General features: G+C 59.7%; 11 protein-coding genes and 1 riboswitch. Of the genes, 9 read left to right on the top strand and 2 right to left on the bottom strand.

Annotated elements, in window-relative coordinates; all coding sequences use genetic code 11:
• Positions 1–280 precede the first annotated feature (280 nt).
• The 5 genes from AC0L16_RS09615 to AC0L16_RS09635 all read left to right on the top strand — a co-directional run bounded on the left by AC0L16_RS09615 (position 281) and on the right by AC0L16_RS09635 (position 7,286).
• The gene (locus AC0L16_RS09615) at positions 281–1,669 is read left to right on the top strand and encodes a tyrosine-type recombinase/integrase (RefSeq protein WP_473620408.1); all 1,389 of its coding nucleotides are present in this window, start codon (positions 281–283) and stop codon (positions 1,667–1,669) included.
• Positions 1,670–1,787: 118 nt separating this feature from the next.
• On the top strand, positions 1,788–2,003 hold the full coding sequence (locus tag AC0L16_RS09620; RefSeq protein ID WP_473620410.1) for a hypothetical protein: 216 nt from the start codon (positions 1,788–1,790) through the stop codon (positions 2,001–2,003).
• A 744-nt stretch (positions 2,004–2,747) separates the two neighbouring features.
• A complete protein-coding gene (locus AC0L16_RS09625; protein WP_473620411.1) occupies positions 2,748–5,519 on the top strand; it encodes a PriCT-2 domain-containing protein in 2,772 nt (923 codons plus the stop codon).
• Positions 5,520–5,817: 298 nt separating this feature from the next.
• The gene (locus AC0L16_RS09630) at positions 5,818–6,414 is read left to right on the top strand and encodes a hypothetical protein (protein ID WP_473620413.1); all 597 of its coding nucleotides are present in this window, start codon (positions 5,818–5,820) and stop codon (positions 6,412–6,414) included.
• A 251-nt stretch (positions 6,415–6,665) separates the two neighbouring features.
• Positions 6,666–7,286, top strand: coding sequence for a helix-turn-helix domain-containing protein (locus tag AC0L16_RS09635; protein WP_473620414.1), 621 nt, complete (start codon positions 6,666–6,668; stop codon positions 7,284–7,286).
• Between the two features lie 16 nt (positions 7,287–7,302).
• On the opposite strand, the gene AC0L16_RS09640 is transcribed toward AC0L16_RS09635, so the two are convergent.
• A complete protein-coding gene (locus AC0L16_RS09640; RefSeq protein WP_473620416.1) occupies positions 7,303–8,031 on the bottom strand; it encodes a hypothetical protein in 729 nt (242 codons plus the stop codon).
• 877 nt (positions 8,032–8,908) lie between these two features.
• A riboswitch (SAM-I-IV-variant riboswitch) is annotated at positions 8,909–8,999 on the top strand.
• On the opposite strand from AC0L16_RS09640, the gene AC0L16_RS09645 reads away from it, so the two are divergent.
• Complete coding sequence (locus tag AC0L16_RS09645) at positions 8,999–9,343, top strand: hypothetical protein (protein ID WP_473620418.1); 345 nt, start codon at positions 8,999–9,001, stop codon at positions 9,341–9,343. (Overlaps the previous riboswitch by 1 nt.)
• A gap of 786 nt (positions 9,344–10,129) precedes the next feature.
• Here the strand turns inward: AC0L16_RS09645 and AC0L16_RS09650 are convergent.
• The gene (locus tag AC0L16_RS09650; protein WP_473620419.1) at positions 10,130–10,342 is read right to left on the bottom strand and encodes a helix-turn-helix domain-containing protein; all 213 of its coding nucleotides are present in this window, start codon (positions 10,340–10,342) and stop codon (positions 10,130–10,132) included.
• Between the two features lie 77 nt (positions 10,343–10,419).
• Here AC0L16_RS09650 and AC0L16_RS09655 point away from each other — a divergent pair, with 77 nt between their 5' ends.
• The 3 genes from AC0L16_RS09655 (at position 10,420) to AC0L16_RS09665 (ending at position 15,501) form a co-directional block, all read left to right on the top strand.
• Complete coding sequence (locus AC0L16_RS09655; RefSeq protein ID WP_473620421.1) at positions 10,420–11,358, top strand: hypothetical protein; 939 nt, start codon at positions 10,420–10,422, stop codon at positions 11,356–11,358.
• A gap of 1,382 nt (positions 11,359–12,740) precedes the next feature.
• Positions 12,741–14,540, top strand: a complete 1,800-nt coding sequence (locus AC0L16_RS09660) for a caspase family protein (protein ID WP_473620423.1) — start codon at positions 12,741–12,743, stop codon at positions 14,538–14,540.
• Positions 14,541–14,547: 7 nt separating this feature from the next.
• Positions 14,548–15,501 carry a PGAP1-like alpha/beta domain-containing protein gene (locus AC0L16_RS09665; RefSeq protein ID WP_473620425.1) on the top strand — a complete coding sequence of 318 codons (954 nt, stop codon included), beginning with the start codon at positions 14,548–14,550 and terminating at the stop codon, positions 15,499–15,501.
• The last annotated feature ends 86 nt before the right edge of the window (positions 15,502–15,587 follow it).

Here is a 15,587-nt window from a genome sequence, read left to right on the forward strand (position 1 = left end):
GCTTGCCAGTTTGGAAAAGCAAGGCACGCCGATCTCGCGTGTCGGCGCGTTGCCGTAGCCTGATCGGACCAAGACCGATTGGTTGCCCCGATTGGGAGCTGCTGGTTCCCGCTCATGGACTCGAACCACGATTCACGCCTTCAAAGGGCTTATAATCAGTCCAAAGGTGTCCAACTTGAAACAGCGAAAACCGGGAAATGCTTGACTTTTGTGCAACATCGCCTGTGCTTGTCCAACCCCGTCCACCCTGATATATTGGACAATTCGTTGGACAAGGATCATGGCAATGGCCAAGCGAGTACGGGACGCGCATCTTGAAACCAGGACGGCGCGGGAGAAATTGAAGGCGCGGGGCAAGCCATACTACAAGAGCATCGGACCGCGCCTGCACGTCGGTTATCGGAAGGGAAAGACCGGCGGGGTGTGGGTCGCCCGGTTCTATCTGGGTAAGGCCGAGGGAGAGCAAGAGGACAAGAAGGATTGCTATCGCGTCCAGAAAATCGGCATCGCCGACGACATGCAGGACGCCGACGGTAAGAGCACCCTCGATTTCTGGCAGGCACAGGACGCGGCTCGGGCATTTCAGTCCAAGCAGAACACGGCAACCGAGCCGGCACCCGAGGCGCTGCCAACTGTCCGTGAGGCAGTCGAAGCGTACATAGCGGCCCGCGACGCACGCGATAGTCGCCGCAGGGGGCGCATGGTGCGGTCAGACGCAAGCCGCCGGCTGCATCGATACGTCCTGGGGCAGGGCAAGCGCGGCAAGCATGAAGAGGTCCCCGCCTCGCCGCTGGCGGGCGTCGCAATGGCCGCGCTGACCGATGACCATCTGTCTTCGTGGCGCGCCAGCCTTCCGCCCGCGCTGAAGGAGACGACAAAGCAGCGGCTGGTCAACGACCTCAAGGCCGCGCTCCACAGCCAGAGAAAGCAACTGAGCTCGACGCTGGTCGTCGGCGACGGGCTAAAAAGCGACGTCGACGACGACGATGCCGTTCCGCAGGCACGCGAAAACCAGATTCTGACGGACGGCCAGATCGGCTCGCTGCTCAGGGCGGCCCGCGAAATCGATGCCGAGCTCGGTTGGGATGGTGACCTCTTCCGGCTAGTGGTGGTGCTGAACGCCACGGGCGCTAGGTTCTCGCAGATCACACGGGTGAAAGTGCGCGACTGCCAGTTGGCCGAGGCGCGATTACTGGTCCCAAGTAGCCGCAAGGGCAGGGGCAAGGGCGGCTCGATCACGATCCCGGTAGAGCCGGCTGTGGTCGACGCTTTGCGCCCGGTGGTGACGGGTCGGGCCGGTGACGCCCCCCTGCTGGAGCGATGGCAACATAAACAGGTGCCCGGAACCATCCGCTGGGTGCGCGACGGGCGCGGGCCGTGGCAGACCTCGAGCGACATAGCCAAGCCTTGGAAGGCGATCCGCGAACGCGCGCAGATGCCTGATGTGATCGCCTACGCGCTGCGGCATTCGTCCATCGTGCGCGGCATCCGGCAAAATCTGCCGATCAGACTGGTAGCGGCGGCCCACGACACCTCGGTTGCCATGATCGAGAAGCACTACGCCAAGTGGATCACGAGCGGCCTGGAGGAGATGGCGCGGGCGGCAATCGTCCCGTTGATGCCGGCGCCAGAAAGCGGCGGCAAGGTTTTGCGGATGGGCTCACGTTAGGAAACTAATCCTATAACGGAAATGTGAAGGGACCCGAAATCCTCTAAGGCAGGTTAGTGCATCGTCAGGGTTGAGTAGATCACTATCCAACCGAACCAGAACGAAGGATGCACTTCACATGAACACCGAAGTCGAATTTCTTATCCCGCGCGACCCGAGCATCGACGGCTTTTGCAAGCGCCAGAAGATCAGCCGATCTTCATACTATAATTTCAGGGACGCCGGTATCGGACCTCGCGAGTACCTCGCCGGCAAGCTGGTTCGGATCTCCGCCGAGGCAGAAGCTGCATGGGTCCGCGAGCGTGAAGCAGCGCGCAACGGCAGAGCCGCGTAAAAAGAAAAACCCCCGCTGCAGGGCGCAACGGGGCTTTAGGGTAGCGGCGTTTTTTAGCGAGACGCCATAGGAAAATATACCTAAAACTATCCGAAGTCCAGCGCTCGCGGCGGCCTAACCCAAGGCCAGCCCCATGTTCAAAATCCCACATCCATCGACACCGGCTTTACGGCGGGCCGCTCGCATCCTCGTGTGCTTACTGCTCCTGGCGGCAATCAACCGCTTGGATGTGTACGCCAGGCGTAACGAGATGCGTCAGCAGCTTCACGAGGTGACGCCATGACCGCGCGACGTCAACTACAGGCCGCGCATCGGAGAGCGCTCGAGGAATTCGACAGCTCCGGACGCTTATTTCCTGGCGGTCCTTTCCAGGGGGCGCTGCACGTTGTGCATCGCGAGACGATGCCGCTTGTCGCCACGCGTGCGCTACTAGGCGACGCCGAAGCCCACACCCTACTGGACGCCGTTGTCGGCTACCTGGGCAGATGCAGGGGGTCCGCCGCCAGCCCGAAGGCGCCGCTCTGCCTCACTTGCGAGGCAACGTTTGGGGAGGGCGCGTCGCCCGCCGCCGTCGTCGTTGCAGTCCCGGTCAAGGTCGGTCCAGTCGGCGTTTGCAGCGGCGTCTGCAAAGCATGCGCCGGACGCCCTCAGCGATAGGGAAATCAGCGAGGCCTGGGCGCGGAGCCTGAATTAGCACGGCCTGAAGATCACGGAGGCGGCGCTAAGATGAAAACGGAAAAAGCAATGAACATTCTCGACACCACGACGGTCGAAGGCAAGGCCACCAAGATGAGCGGGGAGACGCTGTTTCGCCTCGCGGCGCATGAGAATGGTTACCTCATCAGGCCGATCCACAACAAGTCGACACCGCAATACGGATGGCAGAAAGAAGAAACAGACCTGACACCGGATATGATCCTGGAGTTAGAGCGGTTGCGCAAGTGGGGCGGCACAGCTCTGGTCCTCACCGACGGGCAGATCAACATCGACAGCGACGTCAACGACGAAACGATGGCCGATCTCGTGTTCGACATGATCATGAAGCGCGCGCCGGAGATCAACGACAACCTCCTGCAGCGTAACAGCGTCGGCCACAGGTTCGCCATACTGGCCCGCGTTGAAGGTGGCTTGGACGCCCTGCGGTCGCGTATATGGCTGCCGCCGGGCACGGACCTGGAAGAGCTTGCCACGATGCCAGCCGAGGAAAAATCCGCGTTCCTGAAGCGGAACAAAGCTCAGCTCGAAATACTTGGCGGTGAGCGGACGCGCTACGTAGGTGTCCACGGCACCCATTCGCACAAGAGCGACGGCAAAGGCGGCAAGGTGGTGGCCGCCGAATACTCGTGGCGCGATCGCTCGCCAGCTGACACCTCTGCCGACAAGCTGCCGGTGGTGCCGGCAGCGCGGCCAAACGAACTCTGCGGTGCGTTCGACGATCTGTTCGAAGCGGCAAGCTGGGTTCGTCTGACCCTATCGTTTCAGCGTGGCGACACCGGCAAACACAAGTCCGGTAGTGACCCGCACGCCGAACCGGCGGTGCTGGCGATCGCACTCGAAAAGGTTTCCGTGCCCGTGGGTTACGAACCGTGGAACGAGGTGGCGATGGCGATATACCGTGCCACAGAGGGCTCCTACGAGGGTTTCGAGATCTTCGACACGTGGTCGAGTAAAGACCCGGTCAGCTACCGGGGATCGGATGGCAAGGGAAGCACAGGTGAGCGCTGGGAGCTTATCAGCAGGTCGCCGCCGCACAGTCTCGGCGCCGGCACGATCTTTCGCATGGCCGACGAAGCCGACCCGTCGTGGCGTGAACGCGCGGACGTCGCTGTCCCGGGCTGGCGTGAACGCGCGGAGGGCGCCAGGGTCGCTAGAATAGAGCAGAATGTGGTGCGATTGGCGTCGTTCTTTGCCACGGAAAAGGGCCGGCAGGTAGCCGAAAGGCTGAAAGCCGTGTTCCCCAGCCCGCAGGGTCGCCAAACCATCCGCGTGACGGCGGGTGAGCTGCACAACCTCGCCACACAGGGCGAGAAGGCGCTGATCGATGCCGGTGCGCCACTCTACGTGCACGGCGAGACGATCAAACGACCCGTAGTCGATGAAGTCGACGCGTCCAAGGGGCGCAAAACCAAGGTGGCGCGGTTTACAGAAGCCACGATCGACACGCTGAGAGATCACCTGAGCCGCGTTGCGAAGTTTGAAAAGTACGACGCCCGCGCAAAGAAGTTCGTACCGGCCGACCCGCCGCGCGATGTAGCCGCGACGATCCTGTCGCGTGATGGCGAATGGCGGCTGCCGCGTGCAGCCGGTGTGATTACGACGCCGACACTGAGGCCCGACGGAACCATCCTAAGGAAACCGGGCTACGATCCGGTGACAAGGCTGGTTCTCATCGACGCGCCGGCGATGCCTGCAATCCCAGAACGTCCGAGCCGCGCTGAAGCCCTCGCGGCGCTCGGCACGCTCGACAGGCTCCTGTCGGAGTTCCCGTTCCGGACCGCTGCCAGCCAGTCGGTGGCGCTGTCGGGGCTAATCGCGCCGGTGGTGCGTGGCGCGCTACTAGTCGCGCCGCTGCACGTGGTCAGCGCCCCTGAGCCCGGTTCGGGCAAGAGCTACATCGTCGACCTCGCGTCCGCGATAGCGAGCGGGCAGCGCTGCCCGGTCATAGCGGCGGGCAGAACCGAGGAAGAGACGGAGAAACGGCTAGGCGCCGCGCTCATGAAGGGGCAAGCGTTGATTTCGATCGACAACCTGAACGGCGAGCTGTCCGGCGACGCTCTGTGTCAGTTTGTGGAAAGGCCCGTATTCGAAACCAGGGTGCTCGGGCAGTCCAAAAACGTCCGCATCGAGAACCGTGCAACCATGTTCGCGACCGGCAACAATATCAAGATAGTGGGCGATATCGTGCGGCGATCGATCATGTGCTCGCTAGACCCTAATATGGAGCGGCCTGAGCTGCGGCAGTTCAAGGCCGACCCGTTCGAAATGGTCCTGGCCGACCGTGGCCTCTACATCGCGGCGGCTCTTACCATTGTCCGCGCCTACATCGTGGCCGGCTGCCCAGGTACGCTGCCGGCGCTCGCCTCGTTCGGGGACTGGTCACAGCTGGTCCGCTCGGCCCTTGTGTGGCTCGACCGCGCCGACCCTGTCGAGACAATGGATGCCGCGCGGGCCGACGACCCTGAAAAGAACCGACTTCGACAGGTCATCGCTGCATGGTTTGGAGCCGCCGGTGTGGACAACCCGCTTACCTCAGCCGGGCTGGTAACGCTGGCGGAAGGCAAGGAGACTGGCGGCACTGGCCTCGCCGGTTTTAAGCTGAAGCATCCCGGATTGCGCGATGCGCTTATCGCGGTAGCGGCAGCAGCCCCAGGCCGGGGGGAAATCGACACGCTACGGCTGGGCAAGTGGCTCGGGCAGCAGAGTGGGCGCGTCGTAGATGGTCTTAAGATCGTGAAGGGCGACGACAAGCACGCGGTACAGAAGCTGTGGTCCCTGACCAAACCGGGTGCCGCATGAGACGCTATCAGCAGGGGCAGGGGACAAACGAGGCCCGCAAGACGGCTAAATCTGCAGGTGATGCAGGTATCAGCAGGTATGGTTCTAAGCAAACGCATGGATTTGTCAGTGGTATATCCACTATCACACCTGACACCAATATTTTTATGGTTGGAAAAATACCTGCTGACACCTGCATCACCTGCAAACCCTCTGCAGCTGGGCAGCGCGCTCGCGACGCCCCTGCGCCGCCCCCTGCGAACCAACCGACACTTGTGCGCTAAAGGCAAATGGTGCCACAGCCTAAGAGGACCCCTAAATGACACCCGAAGAACTCGAAGAGCTAGAGTGCAAAGCGGCCATCGACGCTTTCCGGTTCACATCGGCCAGGGCTCACGTCGTCAGCCGTTCAGAGTACCGCGCTCTGAAGCGTTGGAGCACCGACGAATACGGTGAGCTCAAACGCCACTCGGCTGCACCCAGCACACCGCCCGCCAAACCCGGCAGGTCGCCCGCGAAGAAGAAAAGATACAAGCCGTGGGGGCGGACGAAAGAGAGGCGCCGCGAATTACCTGTCGCTGACGTCATTAGCCTGGCCAGCTGCAGGAACGCGAGAGCCTGGCAAGGGAATTTCTACGCGTCGGATCTGCTGGACTGGCTGGGGCACCCCGAGCGCGATCGCCTGCTGACCCACTTCGAACGCCGGATGGTCGAAGTCATGCGCGAGCGCGGTCGTGTTTCCAAAAAGCAAGCCCAGGGGTTGGCCGGCATCATATACCGTGTGGTCCGATCGTATGCCGAAACGCCGAGCCCCGCCGCGCGTCGAGCACATCGACCCACCACCACCACCGCCACCGTCACCGCCACCACGACGGCCTTGGCCACCACCACGGGCAGCTTGAGAAAAGGGGGCTGAATATGACCGCGCCAAAGGATGAATTAGAACAGCTATGGGCCGAGGTCCGGGAGATGCTACGACGCCAGGCCCCGCCCAAGACGTCCCCCGATCCTGCAGAAGCTCGTCAGCGAGCCGAGCTCCAGCGTTTATGTGCCGAAGTGGTGGAGCTGCTTGAAAACCGCACCCCGAGGCCTTAGCGAAAGATGGCCAAGCACCCCAAGCCATCGTCACCGCAAGCACAGCAAACTGACCGTTATGTCGGTACGTATATGACAGCCCCTAAAGGCGTTGGCCCTCGCGCGGATCCGCGCGCGCCTACGCGCGCGAGGGGCAAGCCCGTCAACACCACCGGCAAGGGCTGGTTTACCAAGGGAAACCTAGGCCGACCACCGACCTACCCACGCGAAGCTGCGTTGCAGCTTGCGTTGCAGGGCGCTAGCCTCTCGGAGCTCGCCAACGCGCTGGGCTGCACAGACCGTACAGTGAGCCGCTGGCGTCTGGCCTATCCCGAGTTCAAAGACGCGCTTGCTGAAGGAAGGGCGCTCCGCGCGGCGGGTCAGACCGAATGGCAGCTGGCCCTTGCCGCCGACGAGCGGCGAGAGTGCGACCGCCTCACCGCAGCCGAGCACGAAGCAGCTTTGGAGCTTGCGAAGCAGCTCGGCCTCGCCAACCCGATAGACAGGCCCGCTGAGCCGCCTAGTAGCCCCGCCCGCCACCGTTTGCCACTTCCAGCTAGTCCGGAGCCTCCAGACCCTGACGAGCCCCGCAGCCGCCTCTCCGAGCGGCGCGCCGCTCGGGGCCAGCCGCCCGAGCCCGACGAGCTGCAATCGTGGCAGGAAGAGCCCGACGGCGAGGCGCTGCCTCTCGACGACCCGCGTTCCGAATGGTGATGCGGAGAATAACCCCTCAAAGAGCGCCGACTGCAGACCCCGCAACCATAGCCGATCCCCTTTCGGTTGAACCGATCGACAGCACGCCTGCGAGCACGTCAAGCGCCCTGTCCCATACCTCAGCCGTGCCCGCCCGGTGCGCTTGGAATGCTGCGCTCGCCGCCGCCTCCGCGCATGCCGAATAGGGCGTGATCGAACTTGCTCCCTTCAGGAAATCGTCTTGATGATTGGCGAACCACATGGCGGCGCCCGCCGCACGCCCAGCATGGTGGACCGCGAGCGCTGCGGGTGTGAGCGTATCGTCCGTTTCCTTCCTGGCGACCCCACGCCGCACGGTGTCCGCAATGGCTCGCGCGCTCCGCAACGTCTCTGCGTTCTGTAGTACCCGTGCAAATCGTCGATAGCCCTGGGCACGGAGTGCGGCCGGTGCGAAAACGCGGATTGTCTGCCAGGCGAAGTATTCATGCCGCTCCTGCTCGAGGTTTTCGGAAACGGTGCCGATCAGACGCGGCAGATAGGGCAGCAGCTTGTGGCGGACATCGTCCGGCATGTTGTCGTTGATGCTGCGCACGAAAGCACTGACGAGTTCGCAGGTACACCGCGGTTGATCCGTGTGACGGCCACCATCGAGGAAGGCCACCAATTCCATGGCACACATGCCCTCGGCGGGAGAGGAATGTTTGCCAGGAGAGAGGCGGAATTCACTCGCTAGGCTGGTCAGCGTTTTTTCGGTCAGGGTAGTCATGCGGTGCCTCCTCCTTGGCATTTTCGCCGTGCTGCCTCATGGCAGAGGCTGTGCTTGTTACCGTTGCAGTCCGACCGATGACACCAGCCAAAGGCAAGAGTGAAAGTTCGAACAACTGCCGATTTAGCAGAAAAACAATTCCGGGGCTTTAACCAAAAACCGCACAAGTGCGCCCCTATAAGGCGCAAATTTGAACGCGGTCGGACATAGAAAATGTAACAAAACAATCAGTTCTTAACGGCAATGTGATACGCTGTCCAATAATTGTACCATCCGAGGGTTCCAACATGCCCGCAGCTAACGCCCTGGCATCCCAGCCTCAGCCGACAGTTAGGCGGAGCGAGCCTCCGACATCGCCCCTGAGCTTACATAGGCAAACCAAGGCTGTTGCTCTTTTACGTACAAACCAGCGTACATAGTGTCGCGAATTCTGGAGCTAGAACATTCGCGCCCGCGGCCATCGCACATATTAAGCTCCCAAACGGCCGCCCATTCAAAGGTACTTGTAGGGCACCATGCGTGGTGTCGAAACTTGGTGGTGCCTGCTAGTACACCACGGCGGTATATGTCGAGTTGTTCGGCCGCAACACTGCCCAAGACTGGCGCTCGATAGGCGTTCTGGAGTCTTCTTGCCTGCCGGCTCGCCGCACTGCTTGATTAGCATCGCATAGTCGATGTCGGCCCCAAGGGCTTACTCGGCGTGTCACCCAGTCGCCAAGCCTGTTTTGGACGACGCTGATAAGATGACGATTCAGCCGGGGCGCCTAATGTTTGGCCCAAAGCGTATACGTGGCGCATTGCTCAACACGACTTATTGCAAATTATAGGAATTTTAGCCTCTTCTCGCTTGCTACTTAACGGTATCCGTTGTAACATTTTTTTGCATCAAGAACGGCGCTAGTCGCCTGCCAACCTGCTCCTGAAAGGTGGCGAAAGAAGATGCGGCTACGGCAAAAGGAACAACCCAGTGCGCAAAATCCGAGAAATAGATATAGCTGATTTTATCCAACAGCTGGTCAGCACAACTAAGCCATTCGAACGCTTCGAGGCCACGCAAATTGATGAGACCAAAGGTGTGATGATTACTGTGGGCGAGCTAACATTGGTGCTTGATTTCTTAAGGGAGCACGGTGCGCCGCAAAATCTGTCCGATGCTGTTGAGACGTCTATTGATGATGTGGAGCGATGGCTGAGCCCTGAAATCCAAGATGAATTATTTCGTCAAATTCCGAACAACAGTTGCCCCCGTGTTCCTAAGGCATTTTCAAATTTGAAGGTACGTGCGGACCGACAGAGAGCAAGTGCTCGATAAACGCGCGATGCCTAAGGGGCAGCCTAACGCGATTGCCTAATATCCGTGCCGCGCTAGCAAACCTTCAGGCGACTGATCGTGCTTGCGCTGACGTTATAGTTGCGAGCGATCTCACGCACACTATCGCCTGCTCGCTTTCGCCGTAATACCTCTGGCGCCGGGCGGACGTCTGGCACGTAAGGAGGCCACCGGGCTTCAGCACTGACACCGTCGAGCGGTATCCCTCGATTGATGTGAACTGGGTCCGCCGGGCTGGCTGCCTCGTCCCAGGGCGCCATATTTTCGTCAGCTGGCGGATGTCCAGCGAGAACACCCTCCAGGTTAGCATTCAAGCCCTTCCGGGCCGACTGCGACTGACGTACCGCGCTGGCCCTCTGGATGTGGACTACTCCGTCGGACTTGAAAGCGTGCCGCGATCCGCCAAAGTGACAGGGCCTCTCTTCGTGCGCGCCGGGGTTGACGGCCGGCGATGCGGCCGCGGGGTCGGCAAGCTCTACAAGAAAGGAACTTACTTCCTGTGCCGGCACCTGCCACCGTCTGACCTACCGGTGCCAGCAGGAACGCACTTGGGATCGAGCGGCTCGACGGTCGGACAAAGTACGAAAAAGGCTAGGTGGTGCGCTCGGTACCTACACAGCCTTTCCGGAGAAGCCGGCGCGCATGTGGTGGCGAACTTACTTCCGACTGTTTGAGAAGGCGATGGACGCAGCGGCAGAGGCTGAGGCGGCGCTCTTGGACCTATGAGAATATCATCTTGATGAGCTCGCCTGGCCTTGAGGCCGACGCCTAATCATCTTCCGCCAGTAGATCGACCGGCCTGACACCGATCGCCTCCGCGATCTGCCAGAGCGTGATAACCGTCGGGTTTCTCTTCCCCATTTCCAGCCCGCTGACATAGGCGCGATCGACGCCCATCTTCGCCGCTACCTCGTGCTGCGTGAGGCCGGCCGCGATGCGGCAGCGTTTCACGTTCTTCGCAACGAGCTGACGCATGTCCATTTGGCATGCGTGCCGTTTTGTGCACTATAGTGCGACGCACTATAGTGCACGTTAGAAATATCTGGGGGATGCGCGCAGTGTGGGGAATAAAACGCAAGCGGCCCGATGTCGACTTGATGGATGCGACAAGCCTCAAGTTCTTCGAAGTCTCGGTCGGATCATCCGATGAAATGTGGACGGTTTGGAATTCGAAGAGGATGCCGCTTCTCTTCCCCGGTTCCACATTCAGATATTTTCTGCGGTTAACATTAGGTGCCGAAGCCGACGTGCAGTTCGGTCAAACGATGTTTCGTTCGGTGATGTCACCCAAAGGCGTCGACAAGCAGCAACAGCAACGCGAACGCGCCGTTGGGGAGATGTTCGATCAACTCGATCAAGTGCTTCATCGGCAGCAGCGCGAGAGAATGGATGAATTCGTCCGACTTCCAACGTTTGCATTCTTCGCCGACGACGCAGTAAAGGCGCTACGAGCGGTAGTCACTGCAAAACGACGGATTCAACTCGCGCAACAGACATGGACCGAGTTGCCAGTCGGGGCCAAAGGCAGAGGTACGCTCATTAGTGAGAAAAACCCGCTTGGCGAAGAGCTGCAGCCGGTCGCATTTCTTCCGAACTCTACGGTGCGTGTTGTAGAAGGCACGGCCTGGGCAGCGACCGCATATCAGCTGGGCTCGTGCTTTTCGACCGAGAGAAATTTGTTCTATGAGCCATCGTTGATCGAAATCAAGAAATTCACCGACCGGGGTCACATTGCGGAGTTCGCAATTACCGTCATCGACAATGCCATAGAATCCTTCGGACTCGATCCAAATGCCGACTGGGGAGGTTTGACCGATCGCTTCATCCCGGCCCAAATCAGGTTCGCAGGGTTGCCCCCGATGGAAGGTATTCCTCGGGTGACCCTGCGTTCCAAGGCCGGGTTGGAGGAGCAGCTCAAGGCTTTGGTCAGATGGGCGTATCTGAACGGTATACTTTGCATGCTCCTGTCATGGCTTGACAACGCTTTCCGGAAATAGGGGACCAGCTTTTGTCCAAATCAGTCGACGATGCAGTCAGCTCGACCGGAACGCGATTACATCTAAGCGCAGGCAGCCATGCATCGAGAGATGAGGGGACTTGCGCGATAGAGATGGTCGCGTGGCTGTCGGGGGCACCCCACACCGATCGGCCAGTGGGTGTCTGTCCCATCATCGCTGCATTCGTTCGCGTTATCAACGATAGTGCCAAAGAGGAGACGCGCGACGAACTTATACTGCGGCTCACGGCTCTCATCGGCATTTCGATCCGGCGACACAGCAATCACGAAATGAATTCTTCGCCTGGCAGGCCATTCACATCGCTGGCGTCCTCCTGCGCAGTGAAGGCAAGTACCGCCTGGGTAAGATCCTAGCGGCTTCTGCGACGCTCGAGGAAGCCCGTGGTCGAGCTGAGCGTATTCGGAAGATACTCCGGAAGAAAGCCGGGGGTCTTGAGGGCTATTTTACCCCTCTCGACCGTGCCCTCTATCATTCGAATCGAGCAGCTAACTGCGCGTTGTGGTTTGCCAGAAGTGCCTACCTTCCATTTGGCGGCGTAACCTCTGGGACGCCAGAAGCTGCCAGTGCCGATTCCGCGGCGAGCGCTTTTGCGATTGCCTTCGAGCTCGGAGTTGCTGAAGCTTGGCCGATGGCGATGCAGGCGCTACGCGCCGCTACGGCACTCGACAACTGGCCGCGCAGGCAAAGGCGCCAGACTGCAGATTCTAGGCGATAAGCATTATCCGCATCATAGAAATCCAGACATACTTTCCGGACAATCTAGCGCAGGGAATTTGATCAGCCGAGTACCGGCTGAAAACGTGTACGGAAAACGGTCGATTGCCGGACATATCAAATGTCGCGCATTGACCAGAAAAGCGAAAGTTCGCTCTTGAGAATGCAGTCAGCAATGCGCCTCATGTCAGCCGTTGAGGTCAGCTTTGCCGCCGCCTGGACGCGGACATAGCCGGCGACCGCTCTGGAAGTCGCGGCTGAGCGCGCGCGATCGCGTCAAGCGGGTCACTAACGAACCTGTCGAAAGCGCCAAGTTCAGCGAGGGAGCCGCCGCCAGTTCCTCGGCCAGCACCTGTTCGACCGCGCCCCCGAACCTGACCACTACAGTGGCGCTCATATCAACGACGACGCGACCACGGCCACAACGACGTTGGCGCCATCTATGTCACAAACGGGAGTGTCGCCTATGTCACAAACGGCAGTGTCGTCGCGCTGCTTTTTTGGAAGGGGCCACGGCACGCAGACCCAACTCGACTTACAGAATAGGCTGCCGACCTTGGTTGGTATCGACTGGCACTGATTCGGCTGCTAGAAGTAGTACTCTTGCTATCAGAGAAGTTGTCGTCTCATAAAAATGGAAGGGAGACATGCGTCTCAGGCGGAGGGATGTTATAATTCTCGGAGGCGCTCTCGCCTCGGCCTTCGCGACAAGGAGAGCGGTTGCACAACCGTCCTCGACGACACACGGCGCTGTGGTCATAGGTGTCGACAAGGTCAGGGACATGCCCACACTCGCCGCTGCCGCCGGCGCCAAAAAGGTGGCGGATTGGCTTGCCGGCGAGTCCTTCAATGTCAAGCTGCTCGACGATAGCGCGGGCAAGGTTAACGTCAGCGACGTCTTCAAGGCTGTAGACGGCTTCATCAGCGCCGGCACATACCAGATGCTGGTTCTTTATTTCGCAGGCCACGGATTTCTATCGGGGCCGAACAAGGAGTTCTGGATGCTGTCAGACGCTCCTTACGTTCCTAACGATGCGATAAGTGTCTACGAGAGCTATTATTTTGCGTTGCTGTCTCGCATCCCGAACGTCATCTTTATATCTGACGCCTGCAGATCGGTGCCGACCACGTTCCAGGCTAGTGCGATTACAGGAAGTCCGATTTTTCCCAACATAGACGCGGACGAGGAGTCGGTGGTTGATCAGTTTTTTGCGGCCCAGCCGGGACGGCCCGCATTTGAAGCAGCCGTCGACGAGAGCTCAAAAAGACAGGGTATATTTACGGAGAGCCTGCTGTCGGCCTTTCAGGCACCAGAGGCCAGCATGGTTGTCCAACTCGAGGATGGCCGCAAGGTTGTTCCCAACAAGAAACTGGCGAAATATCTGAAGAACGACGTCAAGAAGCGTGCCCAGAAAATCGGGTTGACGCTGAGACAACTGCCCTCCGCTAGGATCTACTGCGAAGACCATATTTTCATCGGCAGAGCTCTCGGCGCTTCGGTCCAGGATGACTCGGTAACCGCGGAAACCGCTGACCTGCAGGACCTAATTAGCCGGCAGCTGAATGAGGCGGGCGCGAGCTTTACCTCGGACCGCGTCCCTGCCCCTCTGGAGCTGGTCTTGGATCTCGACCGCAAGATCCAGTTCGGCGCCGAGGTGCGGGACAATGTTACGGTCAGTTTGCCAGCGAGCTTTGAGTCGCAGACCGGCATCTCCGTCGACGGGGCTTACATCCACGAAGCCTTCTCCGATAATGCTTACACAGATGTATTCGCGGACAGTCTGGTCCGGTTGGAATTTCGTGCCGGGCAACATGCTACCGTGGGTCTTCGATTCAGCAATGGTACTTGCGGCGTGATTGCGGCCCTGCATGGCTTTATCGCCAATCTGATTGTGAGAGACGGCGTTATCAGCAGCATCAGTTATGTCCCGTCCGAGAATAGCCGCCGCTGGCCGGAGTATCAGGCTGAACGTGGGCGGTTGAAGCAAATGCATGCGATCATCGCCACCGCGGCGGGTCTCGGGGATTTTCGAATTGAAGGTGATCGGCTGACCCGGGCGCGGGAGTCGGAGTTTTTGGCTGACGATATCCGCGTGCTTAAGTCGATCGATCCCACGCTCGGGATCTATTGTGCCTATGCCTACTTCGAGGCAGGCCAGCGAAAGCAGACCGAGTCAGTGGCGGAATTGATGCGCGATGATCTCGGCGTAGAGCTTTTTGACGTGGCGATGTTGGCCAGGGGCGGGAGGCGCGGGTTTTTCCCGGGCGGTTTCGGGGTGGCTCCTATTTGCCCCATGCTGTCTCAGGGATGGGAGCTTTTGCGCCCCCTTGAAGTGGAGAGTTTCACGTTGCAAAGATTGCGGCCGTACCTGCGTCCCGGTCTGTGGACTACGTTCAGCAGCGACGGTGTTGATCTGCTTAAGCGGTTCATTGCTAATCGAGGCTAGCGCAAACATGATCAATCGTCGCCGTCTGTTGCAACTTGGCTGTCTGGCTGTGAGTGGATTTGCGGGCGGCGCTGCGTTAGCGGCTCCACCCAAGCGCCTGGTCTTCATTCACGGGCGATCGCAAAAAGCGTTTGATCCAGCCGAACTGAAAGCCCAGTGGTCTTCCGCCCTGGCGGAAGTGTTGCTCAAAAAGAGCTTGCGTCTTCCGGATTATGTCCAGATCGAGTTCCCGTTCTACGCTAAGGAACTCGATGACTTTGTCATCCAATCGAAACTGCCTTTGACAGCGGATATCCGTTCACGTGGTGATGATGTGCAGAACGACTACCTGATATTTCAGGCGCGTATTGCCGAGGCGATAATGGAGAATGCAGGCATCACCGACAAAGAGGTGGATGCCGAGTATGGCATAAACCCCAGGGAACGGGGACCGCAAAACTGGGAATGGGTCCAGGCGATCTTGAGAGCTATCGACAAACACGGCAGCGGGATGAGCCGAGACGGTTTGGAAGCACTTACGCGCGATGTCTATCTGTATCTGTACCTGGACCCCGTCCGGGAGGCCATCAACGCCATCGTGTCAGAGGCGATAACGGACGAGCCTACCGTGGTTGTCGGACACTCCCTGGGATCCATCGTAGCCTACAATGTTCTAGCCGGCAGAAGCACCGCGGACACACAGGTGCCCCTGTTCCTGACTATCGGATCGCCACTGGGTATACGCGCGGTGAGGGAGCCGCTGCAGCCCGTTCGCTTCCCTGCGGCGGTCAAGTCCTGGTGGAACGCTTTTGATGAGCGTGACGTCGTAGCGCTCAATCCTCTCGATAGCACGAACTTCGCGGTAGATCCTCCCGTCGAGAATTTTTCAAAGGTAGACAACTCCACCGACAACCGGCATGGCGCGATTGGATATCTGGGAGACCCATGGGTCGCCGACAAACTTCACAGCCAATTTTCATAAGCGCGGTTAATTGCGGCCGGTACGCTGGGGCGATAATTCCCAACCTTTGTAAAGAGTTTGCCGACGCCCAAGGTCGACCCTTGCGC

It is taken from the genome of Mesorhizobium sp. WSM4848, from assembly GCF_055811375.1.